Source organism: Kitasatospora sp. NPDC047058 (genome assembly GCF_040643935.1).
Lineage (GTDB): Bacteria > Actinomycetota > Actinomycetes > Streptomycetales > Streptomycetaceae > Kitasatospora.
Genome location: NZ_JBEYVJ010000043.1, coordinates 21,304 through 38,669, shown reverse-complemented (window position 1 = coordinate 38,669; position 17,366 = coordinate 21,304). Strand labels below are relative to the sequence as shown.

The window sequence follows — 17,366 nt, the reverse complement described above, 5'->3', positions numbered from 1 at the left end:
TCCGGATCAGCACCTGGTAGTCCTTGCCCATCGCCGGGACGTGCAGGAAGCCGACGCCGTCCCCCGCGCCGTAGGCCGGCCCGGGCGTGCCGGGCACCCGGGCCCCAGCAAGGGCTCGGGCACCTTCACCGTCGCCCCCGGCGCGGCCGCACCCGTCGGCAAGGGTCCCGTCCGCCGCTACCGGGTCGAGGTCGAGGAGGGCATCGGGATCGACCCCGCGGCGGCCGCCGCCCAGATCCAGGGCATCCTGGCCGACAAGCGGGGCTGGACCAACGACCGCAGGAACGGCTTCCAGCTGGTGGCGGGCGGCGCGTACGACTTCACCGTCAAGATCGCCTCGCCGGGCACCGTCGACAAGATCTGCGGCGCGGCCGGCCTCGACACCCACGGCGAGGTGAACTGCAACGTCGGCGACCAGGTGCTGGTCAACATCAAGCGCTGGAACACCGGGTCACCGCAGTTCAGCGGCCCGATCGAGGAGTACCGGGCGCTGATCGTCAACCACGAGGTCGGGCACCGGATCGGCCACGGGCACGAGACCTGCCCCGGCAAGGGCAAGCCCGCGCCCGCGATGATGCAGCAGATCTACGGGCTCAAGGGCTGCGCGCCCAACGCCTGGCCGTACACGGCGGACGGCACCTACCTCGGCGGCCCCTCGGTGCCGTAGCCGCGGCCACGGGGCCCGGACCGCCCCCGCCCGTCAGCCCAGCAGCGGCAGGTACTCCCGCAGGTCGCTCCGCTCCCCGCTGGCGGAGACCGCGGCGGCGTCCACCGCGTCCGCCCAGCCGGTCCGGCCGGTGGCGAGCCGGATCCAGGTCAGCGGGTCGGTCTCGACCACGTTCGGCGGCGTGCCCCGGGTGTGCCGCGGCCCCGCCACGGCCTGCACCACCGCGTACGGCGGCACCCGCAGCTCGACCGCGCCGCCGGGGGCGCGGTCGGCCAGCGCGTCGGCCAGCAGCCGGGTGACGGCGGCGAGGGCCTGGCGGTCGTGCGGGAAGGCCGGGAGGCCCGTCGCGTCGGCCAGGTCGTCGGCGTGCACGACCGTCTCCACCAGCCGGGTCACCAACATGTCCGTGAGCAGCATCGAGCCGAGCCGGATCTCGAACCGGCGGCCCGGGTCGTGGGCGCCGGCCCCGGCCACGGTGCCGGCCAGCCGGGCCGTGGCCTCCCGGAACGCCTCCGCCACCGAGGAAGGGTCCCCGCCGAACTCCGCCGCGGCCTTCGCCCTCGCCTGCTCGTCGAGCAGCGGCGCGACCGTGCCGACCGCGGCCACCCACCCGAGCAGGTCCAGCGGCGGCCGGCCCTCCAGCGGGTCGTCGAGGTGCGCGGGCACCCAGTCGATCTGGACGGCGAGATGGGCGATCAGCTCACGCACCGTCCACTCCCCCAGCCGCGTGGGCCGGGCGAGCAGGTCCCCGGCGTCCGGGCGGGCGCAGAGCTCGTCGACGGTGTCACGCAGCGCGGCGGCCTGCCCCGCCAGTGCGGCGCGGACCTTCCCCGGCTGGTAGGTACGGGACTTGGGAGGCATGCGCCCCAACATACGCCGAGGGGCGGACGGTCCGTTCGAACCGTCCGCCCCTCGGGGCGGTCACCGGCCCGCCGCCGGGTCGCGACGACCCGGTCCGCGGCGGGGATCAGCCGAGCAGAGCCTCGATCACGCCGGTGTGGGCGTCCGTCAGCTCGGCCAGCGAGACCGTGAACTGGCCCTGGACGTCCAGGACGTCACCGTCGACCACCCCGATGCGGGTGGCCGGCAGGCCGCGCGCGGTGCACATGTCGTTGAACCGGAGCTCCTCGCTGCGCGGCACCGCGACGACCGCGCGGCCGGCCGACTCGGAGAACAGGAACACGAACGGGTCCATGCCCTCGGGCACGATGACCCGAGCGCCGTGGCCGCCCTTGAGGCAGCTCTCCACCAGCGCCTGGCCCAGGCCGCCGTCGGAGAGGTCGTGCGCGGCGTCGATCATGCCGTCGCGCGAGGCGGCGATCAGGATGTCGCCGAGCAGCTTCTCGCGGTCCAGGTCGACCTTCGGCGGCAGACCGCCGAGGTGGTCGTGGACCACCTGCGACCAGGCCGAGCCGCCGAGCTCGTCCTCGGTGTCACCGAGCAGGTAGAGCAGCTGGCCCTCCTCGGCGAAGCCGATCGGGGTACGCCGGGTGACGTCGTCGATGACGCCGAGCACCGCGACCACGGGGGTCGGGTGGATGGCGACCTCGCCGGTCTGGTTGTACAGCGAGACGTTGCCGCCGGTGACCGGGGTGCCGAGCGCCAGGCAGGCGTCGGCCAGACCGCGGGTCGCCTCGGCGAACTGCCACATCACGTCCGGGTCCTCGGGGGAGCCGAAGTTGAGGCAGTCGGAGACGGCGAGCGGCTTGGCACCGCCGGCCGCGACGTTGCGGTACGCCTCGGCCAGGGCCAGCTGGGCACCGGTGTACGGGTCCAGCTTGGCGTAGCGGCCGTTGCCGTCGGTGGCGACCGAGACGCCGAGGTTGGTCTCCTCGTCGATCCGGATCATGCCCGAGTCCTCGGGGGTGGCCAGCACGGTGTTGCCGATGACGAACCGGTCGTACTGGTCGGTGATCCAGGCCTTGGAGGCCTGGTTCGGCGAGCCGGCGACCTTGAGCAGGTCGGCCTTCAGGCCCTCGCCGGTGGTCGGGCGGGCCAGCCGGCCGGCGCTCGGGGCGTCGGCCTGCAGCGCGTCCTGCCAGCTCGGGCGGGCGTACGGGCGGTGGTAGGTCGGGCCCTCGTGGGCGACGGTGCGCGGCGGCACGTCGACCACCAGCTCGCCGTGCCAGAAGATCTCCAGGCGCTCGCCGTCGGTCACCTCACCGATGACGTTGGCGATGACGTCCCACTTCTCGCAGATCTCCAGGAAGCGGGCGACCTTGCCGGGCTCGACGATGGCGCACATGCGCTCCTGCGACTCGCTCATGAGGATCTCCTCGGGCGAGAGCGTGTTGTCGCGCAGGTGCACGGTGTCGAGGTCGATCCGCATGCCGCCGGAGCCGGCCGAGGCCAGCTCGCTGGTGGCGCAGGACAGACCGGCGCCGCCGAGGTCCTGGATGCCCTTGACGAGCTTCTCCCGGAAGATCTCCAGGGTGCACTCGATCAGGAGCTTCTCCTGGAACGGGTCGCCGACCTGGACCGCCGGGCGCTTGGTCGGCTTGGTGTCGTCGAAGGTCTCGGAGGCGAGCACCGAGACGCCGCCGATGCCGTCGCCGCCGGTGCGGGCGCCGTACAGGATGACCTTGTTGCCGGCGCCGGAGGCCTGCGCGAGGTGGATGTCCTCGTGCTTCATCACGCCCACGCAGAGCGCGTTGACCAGCGGGTTGCCCTGGTAGCAGGAGTCGAAGACGACCTCGCCGCCGATGTTCGGCAGGCCCAGGCAGTTGCCGTAGCCGCCGATGCCCGCGACGATCCCGGGCAGCACGCGCCGGGTGTCCGGGTGGTCGGCCGCGCCGAACCGCAGCGGGTCCATCACCGCGACCGGGCGGGCGCCCATCGCCAGGATGTCGCGCACGATGCCGCCGATGCCGGTGGCCGCGCCCTGGTAGGGCTCGATGTACGACGGGTGGTTGTGCGACTCGACCTTGAAGGTGACCGCGTAGCCCTGGCCGACGTCGACCACACCGGCGTTCTCGCCGATGCCGACGAGCATCGCGTCGCTCTGCGGCTTCTTCTCGCTGAACTGCTTCAGGTGGACCTTGGAGCTCTTGTACGAGCAGTGCTCCGACCACATGACGGAGTACATCGCGAGCTCGGCGCCGGTCGGACGGCGGCCGAGGATCTCGCGGATGCGCGCGTACTCGTCCTCCTTGAGGCCGAGTTCGGCCCAGGGCTGGGCGGCGTCCGGGGTCTGCTCGGCGTTCTTGACGGTGTCGAGGCTCATCAGGCGTTCACCAGCTGCTTCAGTACGGAAGTGAAGAAGCCCAGACCGTCGGTGCCACCGGTACCGACGAGCGGCTCCACCGCGTGCTCCGGGTGCGGCATCAGGCCGACGACGTTCCCGGCGGCGTTGGTGATGCCGGCAATGTCGTTGATCGAGCCGTTGGGGTTGACGTCCAGGTAGCGGAAAACCACCCGGCCCTCGGCCTCCAGCTCGTCGATGGTGCGCGCGTCCGCGGTGTAGCGGCCGTCCATGTTCTTCAGCGGGATGTAAATCTCCTGCCCCGCCTGGTAATCGACGGTCCAGGCGGTGCCCGCATTCTCCACCCGCAGCTTCTGTTCGCGGCAGATGAAGTGGAGGTGGTTGTTGCGGAGCATGGCCCCGGGCAGCAGGTGGGACTCGGTCAGCACCTGGAAGCCGTTGCAGATGCCGAGGACCGGCATTCCCAGCTTCGCCTGCTCGATGATGCTCTCCATCACCGGCGAGAAGCGCGAGATGGCGCCCGCGCGCAGATAGTCGCCGTAACTGAATCCGCCCGGCAGGACGACCGCGTCGACCTGGTGGAGATCCTTGTCACGGTGCCAGAGGGCCACCGGCTCGGCGCCGGCGAGCCGGACCGCACGCTGGGCGTCACGGTCGTCGAGCGAGCCGGGGAAAGTGACGACGCCGACGCGGGTGGTCACTTGCCCTCCTCCTCGATGTGGACGGTGAAGTCCTCGATCACGGTGTTGGCGAGAAAGGTCTCGGCGGCTTCGCGGATACGGGCGAGCGCGGCGTCATCGACCGGGCCCTCCAGCTCCAGCTCGAAACGCTTGCCCTGGCGGACGTCGGCGATCCCGGTGAAACCGAGACGGGGCAGTGCACGCTGCACCGCCTGTCCCTGGGGGTCGAGGATCTCCGGCTTGAGCATGACGTCGACTACGACGCGTGCCACTGGCACTCCCGGTGGTGTCTTCGTGAGGCGGGGGAACTCCAGACTACCGGGGGTTTCGGGTCCGATTGCTGGCCGGGGCGGGCGACGCGCGTAGACCCGGGACCCTTACGTACCAAGGGTTCCGGGGCCCCGGGCCGGTCCGGCGGGCGCCCCATTTCCCCGGATTCGGCGCCCCGAAGGAGAACGGCCGAAGAGCACCCGAATACCGGCACTCCGGGACAGATCGGCCAGCCCGGAGCGCCGGTATCCGGCACAGCGGCGAAGACACGTGAATATCCGGAAAAGAAAGCCGGACTCTTCGATTTCGACCCGCTTCGGGTGCAGAATAGGGCCACCTGCCGCGGCAAGTGCTGCGTATCCGGCACGCCATCAGGCCTGCCCGTATGCCCTTGCGCGTGTGGTGCACAGCAGGCCACGGGAGCGCACCCCGCGCCCTTCGGCCGAATTGCCCGAGAGGATTGACACCCATGGCTCAGCGTGTAGTCGTCACGCTCTCCGACGACCTGGACGGCGGCGCCGCCGCGGAAACCGTCCACTTCGGCGTCGACGGGAAGTCCTACGAGATCGACCTGTCCCTGGACAATGCGGAAAAGCTGCGGGAGGCCCTCGCCCCGTTCGTCGCGGCCGGCCGCCGCCAGAGCCGTACCGGAAAGTCCTTCCGGCGCACCGCGCTCACCCCGGACCCGGCCGCCGTGCGCGCCTGGGCCCAGTCGCGCGGCATGGAGCTGCCCGCCCGGGGCCGCATCCCCAAGCACGTGTACGAGGCGTTCGCCGAGGCGAACTGACCCCTGCCGGACCGCCGCGGGGCCCGGTCGTCCCACCTGCACCGAAAGGGTGGGGCGACCACCCCGACGGATGCTGTAGAGTATTCCTCGTCGCCGCAACGGAGAGATCCGAAGAGGCGGCCGGTGCCCCACCAGGCACCGTGCGGACGTGGCTCAGTTGGTAGAGCATCACCTTGCCAAGGTGAGGGTCGCGAGTTCGAATCTCGTCGTCCGCTCGCAGTGCGCGAGCACAGCACAACTCAATATCTTGTCCTGCGGACGTGGCTCAGTTGGTAGAGCATCACCTTGCCAAGGTGAGGGTCGCGAGTTCGAATCTCGTCGTCCGCTCCAGTACGAAGGGCCCTCTCGATCGAGAGGGCCCTTCGGCGTTTCCCGCCCGGCATTCCCGGCCGGACCGCCCGCTTCCGGCCGATGACATTTGTCATCGCCGACCCGTGCCGGTGCATCCCCTTCTCATGACGGCGCGCACTGCCCGCGGCGCCCCGGCGGCGGAAGGCTTGAGGCATGGAAACGAGCCAGCTCCCCTTCCCCGGCGAACCCGTGATCGAGGTCACCGACCTCCACCGCCGCTACGGCTCCGGCACCACCGGCTACCACGCGGTGCGCGGCGTCGACCTCTCCGTCGGCCGGGGCGAGCTGTTCGCACTGCTCGGCACCAACGGCGCCGGCAAGACCTCCACCATGGAGCTGATCGAGGGCCTCGCCGCCCCGACCGGCGGCCGGGTCCGGGTCCTCGGCCACGACCCGTACCGCGAGCGGGCCACCGTCCGCCCCCGGATCGGCATCATGCTCCAGGAGGGCGGCTTCCCCGGGGACCTCACCGTCGCCGAGACCGGCCGCTCCTGGGCCGGGATGACCAGCCACGCCCGCCCGCTGGACGAGGCGCTGGAGCTGGTCGGCCTGAGCGCCCGCCGCAAGGTCCGGGTCAAGCAGCTCTCCGGCGGCGAGCGCCGCCGGCTCGACCTGGCGATGGCCCTGCTCGGCCGGCCCGAGGTGCTCTTCCTGGACGAGCCCAGCACCGGCCTCGACCCGGAGGCCCGCGCCGCCGTCTGGCGGCTGGTCCGCGAGCTGCGCGCCCAGGGCACCACGGTGCTGCTCACCACGCACTACCTGGAGGAGGCCGAGGAGCTGGCCGACCGGCTGGCCATCATGCACGGCGGCCGGGTCGTCACCACCGGCACCGTGGCCGAGGTGATCGCCGGCCGCCCCTCCCGGATCACCTTCGAACTCCCCGAGTACACCGGGGCCTCGCTCCCGGCGCTGGCCGGGGCCCAGGTGGTCGCGGACGGCCGGAAGATCACCGTGCAGACCCCGCGCCTCCAGGCCACCCTCACCGAGCTGCTCGGCTGGGCCGACCAGCACCGCATCGCGCTCGGCGCCCTCGACGCCCGCAGCGCCTCGCTGGAGGAGGCCTTCCTCGCCATCGCCTCCGAGGCGGCCCTGGAGGGACCGCCGCCGGCCGACACCCCCACCGCCCCCTCCGCCCGCCGCCGCCTGATCGGACTCGCCCGATGACCACCGCCGTCGTCTCCTCCGCCCCCTCCGGCCCGCGGAGCACCGCCACCCGCCGCCTGCTCGCGCTCGGCCGCGCCGAGGCCGTCCTGCTGCTGCGCAACCGGACCGCGCTGTTCACCGCCCTGCTGCTGCCGGTGCTGCTGGTCTTCGGGCTGAAGAACGTCCTCGACCAGCAGGCCAAGGACAACCCCGGCCTCGACGTCGACTCGCTGCTGGTCAACGGCGCCGTCGGGATGGTGCTGGCCTTCGTCGTCTACTACAACCTGACCGCGGCCTACGTGGCCCGCCGCGGCGAGCTGGTGCTCAAGCGGCTGCGCACCGGCGAGGCCCGGGACGCCGAGATCCTGGCCGGCACCGCGGTGCCCTCGGTCGGCCTCGCCCTGCTGATGTGCACCGTGATCGGCGTGGCCGGCGCCTCCGTGCTCGACCTCACCGCGCCGGTCAACCCGCTGCTGCTGGCCGTCGGGCTGGTCCTGGTCGTCGGCACCCTGATGGCCCTGGCCGCCATCTCCAGCGCGTTCACCAGGACCGTCGAGAGCGCGGGCATCACCACCATGCCGGTCCTGCTGCTCACCCAGTTCGGCTCCGGCCTGTTCTTCCCGCTGGAGGTCATGCCCGACCGGGTCGCCGACGTCTGCCGCCTGCTGCCCACCACCCCGGCCTTCCAGCTGGTCCGCGTCGGCTGGTTCGGCACCGACGGCTCCGCCGCCCCCACCGGCTTCGCCGGCAGCTGGGCCGCCGCCGCCCCGCACCTGGTCACCGGCTCCGTCTGGCTGGCGCTCGCCGTCTGGGGCGCCGTCCGCTACTTCCGCTGGGAGCCGCGCCGCTGACCCGTCCGACGGGGCGGAGCGAAGGCCCCGCCCCCGTCCCGCCTCTGATAGGAAGGCCTCAACACGATCATGGCCGGACGGGGAGCGGAGCAGATGGGTGTCGTGAATCCGGTGCGCAGGTGGCGGAGCTCCAGCAAGCCGCAGCGCTCCGAGCTCTACCTCCGCTGGTCGCTCTACCTGATGGCGCTCGTCCCGCTGCCGATCAGCCTGCTCAGCAACACCTCCACCGCGGAGAACCAGGGCTACCGGGACGCCGCCCGGGTCGCGCTGGTGATCGGCCTCGCCCTGACGCTGACCACCCTGCGTGCCTACCGGACCTCGGTGGACCACTACCTCAAGCGGCCCTCCGACCACCGTCGCTGGCTCGCCCTGAACGGCGCCGTCGCGGTGGCGGGCTGCTGGGCGGTCCTGCTGCTCGGACCACGTGTCGGCGCGGGACCGGACCCGCTCCCGTTCAGCGCCGCCTACACGAGCACCATCCTCTTCTCGGCCTTCGGCCCGGTCTCCATCGGGCTGCCGCCGCGGTGGTCGGCCCCGGCCGGGCTGACCGGCGTGCTGGCCATCGCGCCGGCCATGCTCCTGGTGGGCATCGACCCGGCCACCGTCGCCGGGACGCTCTTCTTCACCGTGGTCGGCATGACCCTCGTCGGGTGCAGCTGCCGCAGCTTCGCCTGGCTGCAGTCGGTGGTCTGGGAGCTGGACGCGGCCCGCGAGGCGCAGGCCCGGCTGGCCGTCGCCGAGGAGCGGCTGCGGTTCTCCCGCGACCTGCACGACGTGATGGGCCGCAACCTCACCACCATCGCGCTGAAGAGCGAACTGGCCGTCCAGCTGGCCCGGCGCGGCCGGCCGGAGGCCGCCGACCAGATGGCCGAGGTGCAGAAGATCGCCCAGGAGTCCCAGCGCGAGGTCCGGGACGTGGTCCGCGGCTACCGCACGGCGGGCCTGCACGCGGAGGCGATCGGCGCCCGGGCGGTGCTCCGTTCCGCCGACGTGGCCTGCGAGATCGACCTCGGCGAGGAGGCCGACGCGCTGCCGGCCGAGGTCCAGTCGGTGCTCGGCTGGGTGATCCGCGAGGCCACCACCAACGTGCTGCGGCACAGCGAGGCGGGCCGCTGCACGATCCGGCTGCGCCGGGACGGCGACCGGGCGGTGCTGGAGCTGGAGAATGACGGGGTGCCGGCCGTCCCGATCCCCTCCCAGGGCAGCGGGACCGGGCTGCACGGCCTGCGCGAGCGGCTGGCCGCCCACGACGGCGAGCTGACCGTCCCGGACACCGGGCCGGGCAGCTTCCGGCTGCTCGCCAGCGTCCCCGTCTGAACCCGCTCCCAGGAAGGCCCCGCCGATGACCGACACCGCGACCGTCCGCGTCCTGCTCGCCGACGACGAGCACCTGATCCGGGGTGCGCTGGCCGCGCTGCTCTCCCTGGAGGACGACATCGACGTGGTCGCCCAGGCCGCCTCCGGCCCGGAGGCGGTGGCGATGGCCTCGGCGCACCGCCCGGACATCGCGGTGCTGGACCTCCAGATGCCCGGGCTGGACGGCATCGAGGTGGCCACCGAACTGCGCCGGATGCTGCCGGACTGCCGGACCATGATCGTGACCGGCCACGGCCGCCCGGGCTACCTCAAGCGGGCATTGGAGGTCGGGGTGCGCGGCTTCCTGCCGAAGACCGTCTCGGCGGCGGACCTCGCCGGGATCATCCGCACCGTGCGGGCGGGCGGCCGGTACGTCGACCCGGAACTGGCGGCGGACGCGATCAGCGCCGGCGAGACGCCGCTGACCCCGCGCGAGACGGACGTGCTGGAGCTGGCCGCCCACGGCACCTCGATCGCGGAGATCGCCGCGCGTGCGTCGCTCTCCCAGGGGACGGTCCGCAACTACCTCTCCTCGGCGGCCGGCAAGCTGGGCGCCGAGAACCGCCACGCGGCGGTGCGGATCGCCCGCGAGCACGGCTGGATCTGAGCCGGGCCCGCGGGCGCCACCGCGGTCGTCAGGCCCAGGTGGTGCCGGTCAGCCGCTCGTACACCTCGATGTACTTGGCCCGGGACTGCTCGACGACCTCGTCGGGCAGGGCCGGCGGCGGCTCCTCGCTGTAGCGGTCCCAGCCGGAGGCCGGGGAGACCAGCCAGTCGCGGATGAGCTGCTTGTCGAAGGACGGCTGCGAGCGGCCGGGCTGCCACTCGTCGGCCGGCCAGTACCGGGAGGAGTCCGGGGTGAGCACCTCGTCGCCGATCACCAGCCCGCCGTCCAGCAGGCCGAACTCGAACTTGGTGTCGGCCAGGATGATGCCGCGCTCGCGGGCGATGTCCCGGGCCCGGGCGTAGACGTCCAGGGTGGTGCGGCGCAGCTGGTTGGCGAGCTCGGCGCCGATCCGGCGGGCGGTCTCCTCGTAGGGGACGTTCTCGTCGTGCTCGCCGACCTCGGCCTTGAGCGCCGGGGTGTAGATCGGGGCGGGCAGCTCGGAGCTGTTCACCAGGCCCTCCGGCAGGGCGATGCCGCAGACCGTCCGGCTCTCCTCGTACTCGCTCAGGCCGGAGCCGGCCAGGTAGCCGCGGGCGACGGCCTCGACCGGGATCATGTCCAGGCTGCGGCAGACCAGGGTGCGGCCCGTCCAGTCGGCGGGGGCGCCGGCCGGGACCTCGGTGGAGATCACGTGGTTGGGCACGATGTCGGCGATCCGCTCGAACCACCACAGCGAGAGCTGGGTGAGGACGCGGCCCTTGTCGGGGATCTCGTTCGGGAGCACCCAGTCGTGGGCGGAGGTGCGGTCGCTGGCGACCATCACCAGCTCCCCGGACCCGGTGCGGTAGAGGTCGCGCACCTTGCCGGTGTGCAGGTGGACCAGGCCGGGTACCTGGACCGGCTCGGGCTTCGTGACAAATCCGCTCAAGGTGTCTCAGTCCTCAGGGGTCGTTCGCGGGCGTGGGGCGCGAAAGGGGAGGTCACTGCCCTTGCAGTCTTTCACGCCCGCCCGGCCCGGCCCGCTCCGGTCAGTTCTTGCAGAGCCGGTCCAGCAGGTTGGCGGTGGCCCGCTGGATCCGCTCGTCGGTGAGTCCGGGCCGGTCCAGCGCGGGTGACCAGGCGAAGGTGCCGGCGGCGAAGACGTACGCGCCGCTCGGGGCCCGGTAGAGCGAGGTCTCCTGGTAGCGGGTGCGGCCGCCGGGATCCCGGTACGGGGAGTGGGCGAGCAGCACCCGCTCGGTGTGCTCGGGCAGCGCCACCTTGGGGTAGTAGCGGTCCGCCTCGCCGGCCACCAGCCCGGGCAGCTCGTCCCCCTCCTGGACGCCGGTGCCGTCCCAGAGCCAGTGCGCGGTGTGCCGGGCGACCAGCGGGACGGGGGCGGCGACCCGGCCCGAGTACTGCACACCGAGCAGGTGCTGCTCGGGCTCTCCGGCGTCCCGCCAGAGCGCGCTGGCGGCGCCGGGCACCCCGGCGGCCGGGCTGCCGGGCTGGACCTTCTGCCGTTTGCGGCAGTTGAGCAGCCGGTTGGGCTCGCCGGAGGGGGCCGGGCTCAGCTCGACCCGCCAGTACATGGTGTTGGCGGAGAGGAAGACCAGCGAGGTGCCGCCGTCGCGGGCCCGTTCGGCGGCCCGGCGCATCGGCTCGGACCAGTACTCGTCGTGGCCGGGGAAGACCAGCGCCTTGTGCCGGGCCGGGTCGACCAGGCCGGCGTGCAGGTCGGTGGCGGTGGCGTAGGAGAGGTCGTAGCCGTACCGCTCGGCCCACCGGATGAAGTCGTAGGCGTGGCCGACGTGCAGCGGCAGTCCGGCGGTGGCGTGCGGGCGGTCGAAGGAGACGGTGACGGCCGCCTCCGGCTCGCCGACCAGCCGGCCCCGGTCGTCCCAGGCGTGGTAGAGGCTGGCGCCGCTGCGGCCGTCCTCGGGAAACAGGTTGTACGCCTGCCAGGTCACGTCGGGGAGCACCAGCAGCAGCTCGGCGGCGTGTGCGCGGTCCTCGAAGTCCCGCACGGTGAAGGGGATGTGGCTGCGGTGCAGCATGTCGCCGGTGGTCAGCACGGCGACGTAGGCGCCGGGCTGCCAGTGGGCCGGGATCTGCAGCCGCCAGGAGTGCCACCAGTGGTGGCAGGAGACCGTCCGGCCGGCCACCAGCGGGGCGGGCTGGGCCAGCCCGGCGATCAGCGGACTGGACGTCATGTGGTGGGCGCCGTCGCCGCCGTAGTGGCCGATCCGGTAGACGTCGACGGTGAACTCGCGGGGCGGGTTGACGGTGACCCGGAAGTCCACCGAGCCGCCGGGGCGGACGGTGCCGGCCGAGGCGAAGCCCTTGATCTGCTGCACCACGTCGTTGGCGCCCTGCGGGGTGCCGACCGGCGGCTTGGGCGGCCGGACGCCGGCGGCCAGCGGCTGCTGGCCCGGCGCGTCCACCGAGACGTACCAGGGCACGGTGCCCCCGGCGCCCGCGAGGTACTGGTCGGGGCTGCGCAGCCAGGGCAGCGGGCCCTGGCCGAAGGGGTCGGAGACGCTGTACGCGTGCGTCCCGGACTCCCAGCGGCGGTTGAGTTCCGTCCCCACGCGCCCCTCCCACAGGTGCACCTCCGCCGGCTGGCACGTGCCCACCGGATGTGCGTGCGGTCTAATACACCACAGAGTGCTGGCGCTGTGTCACCCAACGGTAGCAACTAGTGGCGGTGAATCTTCCGGTCGGCCCGCGGAAGGCCTCCGGCCTGCGGAGACCCGCCGCCCCCGGCCGGTCCGGGGGCGCGAGCCCGGGCGGCGAGCGCCCTCTTCGATCACTCCGGTCAGAGCCGGACCGGCTTCTCCAGGCGGACCTCGGCGGCGTCCAGCCAGGCGCGCAGCGGACCGTCCTGGCCCTGTTCCACGGCCTGGGCCACCGGGGCGGCCAGGTCGGTCCGGCGGACGCCGCCGATCAGCAGCACCGGGCCGTCCAGCCAGTCCAGGCCCGGGGTGGCCCCGGCGGTGTCGACGGCGGCGCAGCAGACCATCGCGGTCACGTGGTCGGCCAGCAGGTCGCGCCCGGTGCGGACGGGTTCGAGCAGGGGTGCGGGGGCCGTGGTGCGGGCCAGCTGGGCGGTGAGCGCGGCGGCCAGCGGCTCGCCGTCGCCCTCGGCGAGCCGGGCCAGCAGCCGGGTGAGGGTCGGGGCGCCGGGGCGGGCCTGCGGGGCCGCCCGGTCCAGGGCCGACTGCAGGGCGGCGGCCCGCCTGCGCCAGCCGGCGTCGACCACCTCGGCCGGGTAGTCGGCCCAGTCCAGCTCGCGCCAGCTGCCGGAGGCGGGCCGGCCGAAGAACAGCTCGGCGGCGAGCAGCGAGACCGCCTCGTCGACCGCGCCGGGCTCCTCCAGCAGGTCGCAGGCGGGGCGGTCGCCGAGCCGGCTGCCGTAGCCGTCGGCCAGCCGGTCGCGCCGGGACAGCTCGGTGAGCGCGGCGACCACGCCGGCGTTGAGGTGGACGGGGTGCCGGCCGAGCCGCCAGGCGGGCAGCGCGACCCGGGTGAGCAGCCGGTCCCAGCCTGCGTAGGCCAGGCCGACCTGCTCCTGGGCGGCGATCCGCAGGCCGTAGTCGACCGCGCGGGCCTGCTCGGAGGCCCAGCCGGCGACGGCCCGCTCCAGCTCGGCGGAGTGCGCGCGGCAGGCGCCGAGCAGCCGGCGGGTGATCCGGTCGGTCAGGCCGGCCGGGCCGCGGCGGCCGGTGCGCGGCGTGCCGGGTGCGGCGGGCCCGCCGGTCCCGGCCGGCCCGGCGGCGGGGGCCGGGTCCAGGCTGGCGTCCAGACCGCGCAGGAAGCGGCGGGCGGCGGCGATGTCCGGGTCGGCGGCGGCCGCGGTGCCGGCCACCACCGGGGCGAGCAGGGCGCGCAGCTCGCCGGCCCGCATCCACCAGAGGAAGGGCGAGCCGATCACCAGCACCGGCGCGGGCGGGTGGTGGTGTGCGGCGCGCCGGGCCCGGCGGTCGGCCGGGCGGGCCGGCGGGAGGTCCTCCAGCCAGCTGTCGCAGTCCGGGGTGAGCGCGATCGCGGACGGCGCGGGGACGTCCAGCCGGTCGGCCAGCTCGTCGATCAGCCGGTACAGCTCGGGGGCCTCGGCCCGCTCCAGCGGGACGGCCGGGGTCTGCGGCGGGACGGCCCGGCGGTGGGCCCGGGCGGCCAGCCCGGCCACCAGCAGGGTGGCGGCGGCGACCGCGCAGACCGCCCAGCGGACGGCGTCCCAGGCGGCGGCGTCGGGGGCGCCGGGCGCACCGAGCCGGCCGGTGAACCGGCCCGCGAGCAGCACCACCGCGACGGCCGCGGGCAGTGCGGCGGCGGCGAGGGCGAGACCACGGACCCGCAGGACCGCCTGGGCATGAGCGCGCGCGGTGTCGACAGCGGCCATACGGTGCGGCACCCCCTTCGGAGCCCTCGGGCATCCGTTGACGGGGCCCTGAGCCGACTCGAAACGATCACTTCCGACTGGGAAACGGTGACGTCCGATCCCCGGTAGTACATGCTGTGTGGCGCTTCTGACATTTTCGACGCCCGCACCCGGGTGGGTGTTCCGGATCCCGACGGTTTCCACTCGTCCCGGTGACGTCGGCCGGAATCCGGACGACCGCGCCGGGACGCCGTGCGAAGCGGTCGTGCGTGCCCGCCCGGCCGGACGCCGTCCAGCATCCCCCCACGTGACCGCCGCTACCCGGCGGCGGCCGCGAGCGGCGCGGCCCTGGGCACTGCGGACCAGCGCACCATAAGGCCGGGCGCCCGGCTACGTCAGCCGGATGCGGGTGCTGTCACTCGATGGGCTGGATTCCGGCCGCCGAACGGTGCGTCGGTTGCCGGAACGGCTCCCGGCCCACCGCCCCCCGAAACGCCGCGGGGCGCTGCGTCCATGGGGGTTGTTTCCCCTCGGACGCAGCGCCCCGCGGAGCGCCGGAACCGCCTACCGGCCGGCGGCCTTGAGCGCGATGTCGGTGCGGTGCTGCCCGCCCTTGAGGCCGATCCGGCCCAGCGCGTCGTAGGCGCGGGTGCGGGCCTCGGCCAGGTCGGCGCCGGTCGCGGTGACCGAGAGGACGCGGCCGCCGGCGCTGAGCACCTCGCCGTCCTCGCCCGCCCGGGTGCCGGCGTGCAGCACGTACGCGGTGCCGTCGGCGGCCTCGGCCTCGGCCAGGCCCTCGATCGGGTCTCCGGTGCGCGGCGCGGCCGGGTAGCCCTCGGAGGCGACGACCACGGTGACGGCGGCGCCCTCGTCCCAGCGCAGCGGCTCCAGCTGGTCCAGCGTGCCGGTGGCGGAGGCGTGCAGGACGGCCGCCAGCGGGGTCCGCAGCCGGGCCAGCACGACCTGGGTCTCCGGGTCGCCGAAGCGGGCGTTGAACTCGATCACGCGGGTGCCGCGGGAGGTCAGCGCCAGACCCGCGTAGAGCAGGCCGGAGAACTCGGTGCCGCGGCGGCGCAGCTCGTCCACGGTCGGCTGCAGGACGGTCTCCAGGACCTCCTCGACCAGGCCCTCGGGCGCCCACGGCAGCGGCGAGTAGGCGCCCATGCCGCCGGTGTTCGGGCCCTCGTCGCCGTCCAGCGCGCGCTTGAAGTCCTGCGCGGGCTGGAGCGGGACGACGGTGGTGCCGTCGGTGATGGCGAAGAGCGAGACCTCGGGGCCGTCCAGGTACTCCTCGATCACCACCCTCTCGCAGGAGGCGGCGTGGGCCAGCGCGGCCTCGCGGTCGGAGGTGACCACGACGCCCTTGCCGGCGGCCAGGCCGTCGTCCTTGACCACGTAGGGCGCACCGAAGGCGTCCAGCGCCTCGGCCGCCTCCTCGACGGTGGTGCACACGTAGGAGCGGGCCGTGGGCACGCCGGCCGCGGCCATCACGTCCTTGGCGAAGGCCTTCGAGCCCTCCAGACGGGCGGCCCGGGCGGACGGGCCGAAGACCGGGACGCCGGCGGCGCGCACGGCGTCGGCGACGCCCGCGACCAGCGGGGCCTCCGGGCCGACCACGACCAGCCCGGCGTCGAGCCGCCGGGCGAGCGCCGCGACCTGCGCGCCGTCCAGCTGGTCGACCGGGTGGACCGTCGCCACCTGCGCGATCCCGGCGTTGCCCGGGGCGCAGTGCAGCTCGGTCACGGCGGGATCTTGGGACAGAGAGCGGCACAGGGCGTGTTCGCGGGCGCCGCCGCCGATGACGAGGACCTTCACGGTTGGCAAGGGTAGTCGGTGGCCGGTTCAGGCTGCTCTCCGGTCCCGTCGGAACCTCCAGCGAAAGCGCTCCGTACGCTGCCGGAGTAGGAGGATCCTCCAATCCGCGGCACCGGAGATCGACTCCGGGTGTCCGGGTCAGGACGGCGGGTCACCGGGGCCTCGCTCGGACGGGTGAAATCCCGCCGACCGCCGCAACCCGCTCACCTCGGGTTCCGGTGCGCGGATCCGGTAACGATCATTGGCGAAGCGCCCCCACGGTCAGCCATTTGGCGGTAAGAAGTGCTGTTGGACCACCACCGGCCGCGGCCGGTGCGACACCCCCGGACACGCCAGACTCGTCCCCGGGGCGTCGCGCGTCCGATGCGTCCCCCCGGCGTTCCACGGCCCGTCAGGCCGATGGCGCGTCAGGGCGACGCGCCGTCAGACCCAGCAGTCCGCCCGCCACAGGGAGCCCCACAGGTGAGCCAGCCGGAAATGCAGCCCGAGGAGAGTGCCTGGGGCAAGGAGATCGGCGAGGAGGACCAGCCCGCCGCGACGGTCGCGCGCCCGGCGTCCACCCGCCGCCGGACCGATCTGAGCACCCGCCAGTTCCCGCTGGGCGACTGGGGCGAGCCCGCCGAGCGGCTGGAGGAGCTCTACCGCTGGTCCGAGGAGCGGGCCGTGGAGGCGATCGACTGGTACCGGCGGGACCGGGTCTGGAAGCGCCGCTGGGCCCGGCTGCTGCGGTTCGGCTCGGCCGGCTTCGCGGTCGGTGGGGTCACCGCGCCGCTGGTCGACCTCACCGGCACCGTCGCGCACGCCACCAGCTGGGGCTACGTCGGCCTGGCGCTCTCGGCCGCCTGCTACGGCGCGGACCGGATGTTCGGGCTGACCTCCGGCTGGATGCGGGACGTCTCCACCGCCCAGGCGCTGCAGCGCCGGCTGGAGGCCTTCCAGTTCGACTGGGCGTCGGAGTGCGTGCGGGAGGTGCTCGGCCCCACCGAGGGCACCGCGGGCGAGGCGGCCGAGCGCTGCCTCGGGGTGCTGCGGCGGTTCTGCGAGGACGTCTCGGACATGGTCCGCACCGAGACCTCGGAGTGGATGCTGGAGTTCCGCGCCGGCATGACCCAGCTGCCCACCCAGGCCGCGGGCAGCTGGGGCGGCCGGAACGAGACGAGCGGGGGCGCCCAGGTGCGGATCCTGCCGCCGCCGGGCACCCGGCCCACCATGCCGCGCCAGCGGCCGCCGGAGGGCCCGCTGCGCTGAGGCGCGGGCGTGCGGCTCGCGGGCGTACG

At 74.0% G+C, this 17,366-nt stretch carries 15 protein-coding genes and 2 tRNA genes; 9 read left to right on the top strand and 8 right to left on the bottom strand.

What is annotated here, in order from left to right:
- A partial coding sequence (locus tag ABZ885_RS09710; RefSeq protein ID WP_360185637.1) for a DUF3152 domain-containing protein occupies nucleotides 1-667 on the top strand: 667 nt, incomplete at its 5' end.
- Between the two features lie 33 nt (nucleotides 668-700).
- On the opposite strand, the gene ABZ885_RS09705 is transcribed toward ABZ885_RS09710, so the two are convergent.
- The 4 genes from ABZ885_RS09705 to purS all read right to left on the bottom strand — a co-directional run bounded on the left by ABZ885_RS09705 (nucleotide 701) and on the right by purS (nucleotide 4,821).
- Nucleotides 701-1,528, bottom strand: a complete 828-nt coding sequence (locus tag ABZ885_RS09705; RefSeq protein WP_360185634.1) for a sterol carrier family protein — start codon at nucleotides 1,526-1,528, stop codon at nucleotides 701-703.
- A 106-nt stretch (nucleotides 1,529-1,634) separates the two neighbouring features.
- Nucleotides 1,635-3,890 (bottom strand): phosphoribosylformylglycinamidine synthase subunit PurL, encoded by a 2,256-nt coding sequence (gene purL / locus ABZ885_RS09700; RefSeq protein WP_360185631.1) that lies wholly within the window; start codon nucleotides 3,888-3,890, stop codon nucleotides 1,635-1,637.
- On the bottom strand, nucleotides 3,890-4,570 hold the full coding sequence (purQ, locus tag ABZ885_RS09695) for a phosphoribosylformylglycinamidine synthase subunit PurQ (RefSeq protein WP_360185629.1): 681 nt from the start codon (nucleotides 4,568-4,570) through the stop codon (nucleotides 3,890-3,892). The genes purL and purQ overlap by 1 nt, the downstream gene beginning before the upstream one ends.
- On the bottom strand, nucleotides 4,567-4,821 hold the full coding sequence (gene purS, locus ABZ885_RS09690) for a phosphoribosylformylglycinamidine synthase subunit PurS (RefSeq protein WP_148643885.1): 255 nt from the start codon (nucleotides 4,819-4,821) through the stop codon (nucleotides 4,567-4,569). The genes purQ and purS overlap by 4 nt, the downstream gene beginning before the upstream one ends.
- A 467-nt stretch (nucleotides 4,822-5,288) precedes the next feature.
- Here purS and ABZ885_RS09685 point away from each other — a divergent pair, with 467 nt between their 5' ends.
- The 7 genes from ABZ885_RS09685 (at nucleotide 5,289) to ABZ885_RS09655 (ending at nucleotide 9,914) form a co-directional block, all read left to right on the top strand.
- Entirely contained in the window at nucleotides 5,289-5,606 is a 318-nt protein-coding gene (locus tag ABZ885_RS09685) for an Lsr2 family protein (RefSeq protein WP_238860361.1), read from the top strand.
- A 142-nt stretch (nucleotides 5,607-5,748) separates the two neighbouring features.
- Nucleotides 5,749-5,821, top strand: a tRNA-Gly gene (locus ABZ885_RS09680).
- Nucleotides 5,822-5,860: 39 nt separating this feature from the next.
- A tRNA-Gly gene (locus ABZ885_RS09675) sits at nucleotides 5,861-5,936 on the top strand.
- A 174-nt stretch (nucleotides 5,937-6,110) separates the two neighbouring features.
- On the top strand, nucleotides 6,111-7,121 hold the full coding sequence (locus ABZ885_RS09670) for an ABC transporter ATP-binding protein (protein ID WP_360185625.1): 1,011 nt from the start codon (nucleotides 6,111-6,113) through the stop codon (nucleotides 7,119-7,121).
- A complete protein-coding gene (locus ABZ885_RS09665) occupies nucleotides 7,118-7,951 on the top strand; it encodes an ABC transporter permease (protein ID WP_360185622.1) in 834 nt (277 codons plus the stop codon). Before ABZ885_RS09670 ends, ABZ885_RS09665 begins: the two co-directional genes overlap by 4 nt.
- A gap of 93 nt (nucleotides 7,952-8,044) precedes the next feature.
- Complete coding sequence (locus ABZ885_RS09660; RefSeq protein ID WP_360185619.1) at nucleotides 8,045-9,268, top strand: sensor histidine kinase; 1,224 nt, start codon at nucleotides 8,045-8,047, stop codon at nucleotides 9,266-9,268.
- Between the two features lie 25 nt (nucleotides 9,269-9,293).
- Complete coding sequence (locus tag ABZ885_RS09655) at nucleotides 9,294-9,914, top strand: response regulator transcription factor (protein WP_360185616.1); 621 nt, start codon at nucleotides 9,294-9,296, stop codon at nucleotides 9,912-9,914.
- 28 nt (nucleotides 9,915-9,942) lie between these two features.
- Here the strand turns inward: ABZ885_RS09655 and ABZ885_RS09650 are convergent, their stop codons facing one another.
- The 4 genes from ABZ885_RS09650 to purD form a co-directional block, all read right to left on the bottom strand.
- Nucleotides 9,943-10,842 carry a phosphoribosylaminoimidazolesuccinocarboxamide synthase gene (locus tag ABZ885_RS09650; RefSeq protein WP_360185613.1) on the bottom strand — a complete coding sequence of 300 codons (900 nt, stop codon included), beginning with the start codon at nucleotides 10,840-10,842 and terminating at the stop codon, nucleotides 9,943-9,945.
- A 100-nt stretch (nucleotides 10,843-10,942) separates the two neighbouring features.
- Nucleotides 10,943-12,484, bottom strand: a complete 1,542-nt coding sequence (locus ABZ885_RS09645; protein WP_360185610.1) for a N,N-dimethylformamidase beta subunit family domain-containing protein — start codon at nucleotides 12,482-12,484, stop codon at nucleotides 10,943-10,945.
- Between the two features lie 227 nt (nucleotides 12,485-12,711).
- Complete coding sequence (locus ABZ885_RS09640) at nucleotides 12,712-14,295, bottom strand: hypothetical protein (protein WP_360185607.1); 1,584 nt, start codon at nucleotides 14,293-14,295, stop codon at nucleotides 12,712-12,714.
- A 543-nt stretch (nucleotides 14,296-14,838) separates the two neighbouring features.
- Nucleotides 14,839-16,089 carry a phosphoribosylamine--glycine ligase gene (purD, locus tag ABZ885_RS09635; RefSeq protein WP_360185605.1) on the bottom strand — a complete coding sequence of 417 codons (1,251 nt, stop codon included), beginning with the start codon at nucleotides 16,087-16,089 and terminating at the stop codon, nucleotides 14,839-14,841.
- Between the two features lie 462 nt (nucleotides 16,090-16,551).
- Between purD and ABZ885_RS09630 the strand changes: the two genes are divergently transcribed.
- Entirely contained in the window at nucleotides 16,552-17,337 is a 786-nt protein-coding gene (locus tag ABZ885_RS09630) for an SLATT domain-containing protein (RefSeq protein WP_360185602.1), read from the top strand.
- Nucleotides 17,338-17,366: the final 29 nt, after the last annotated feature.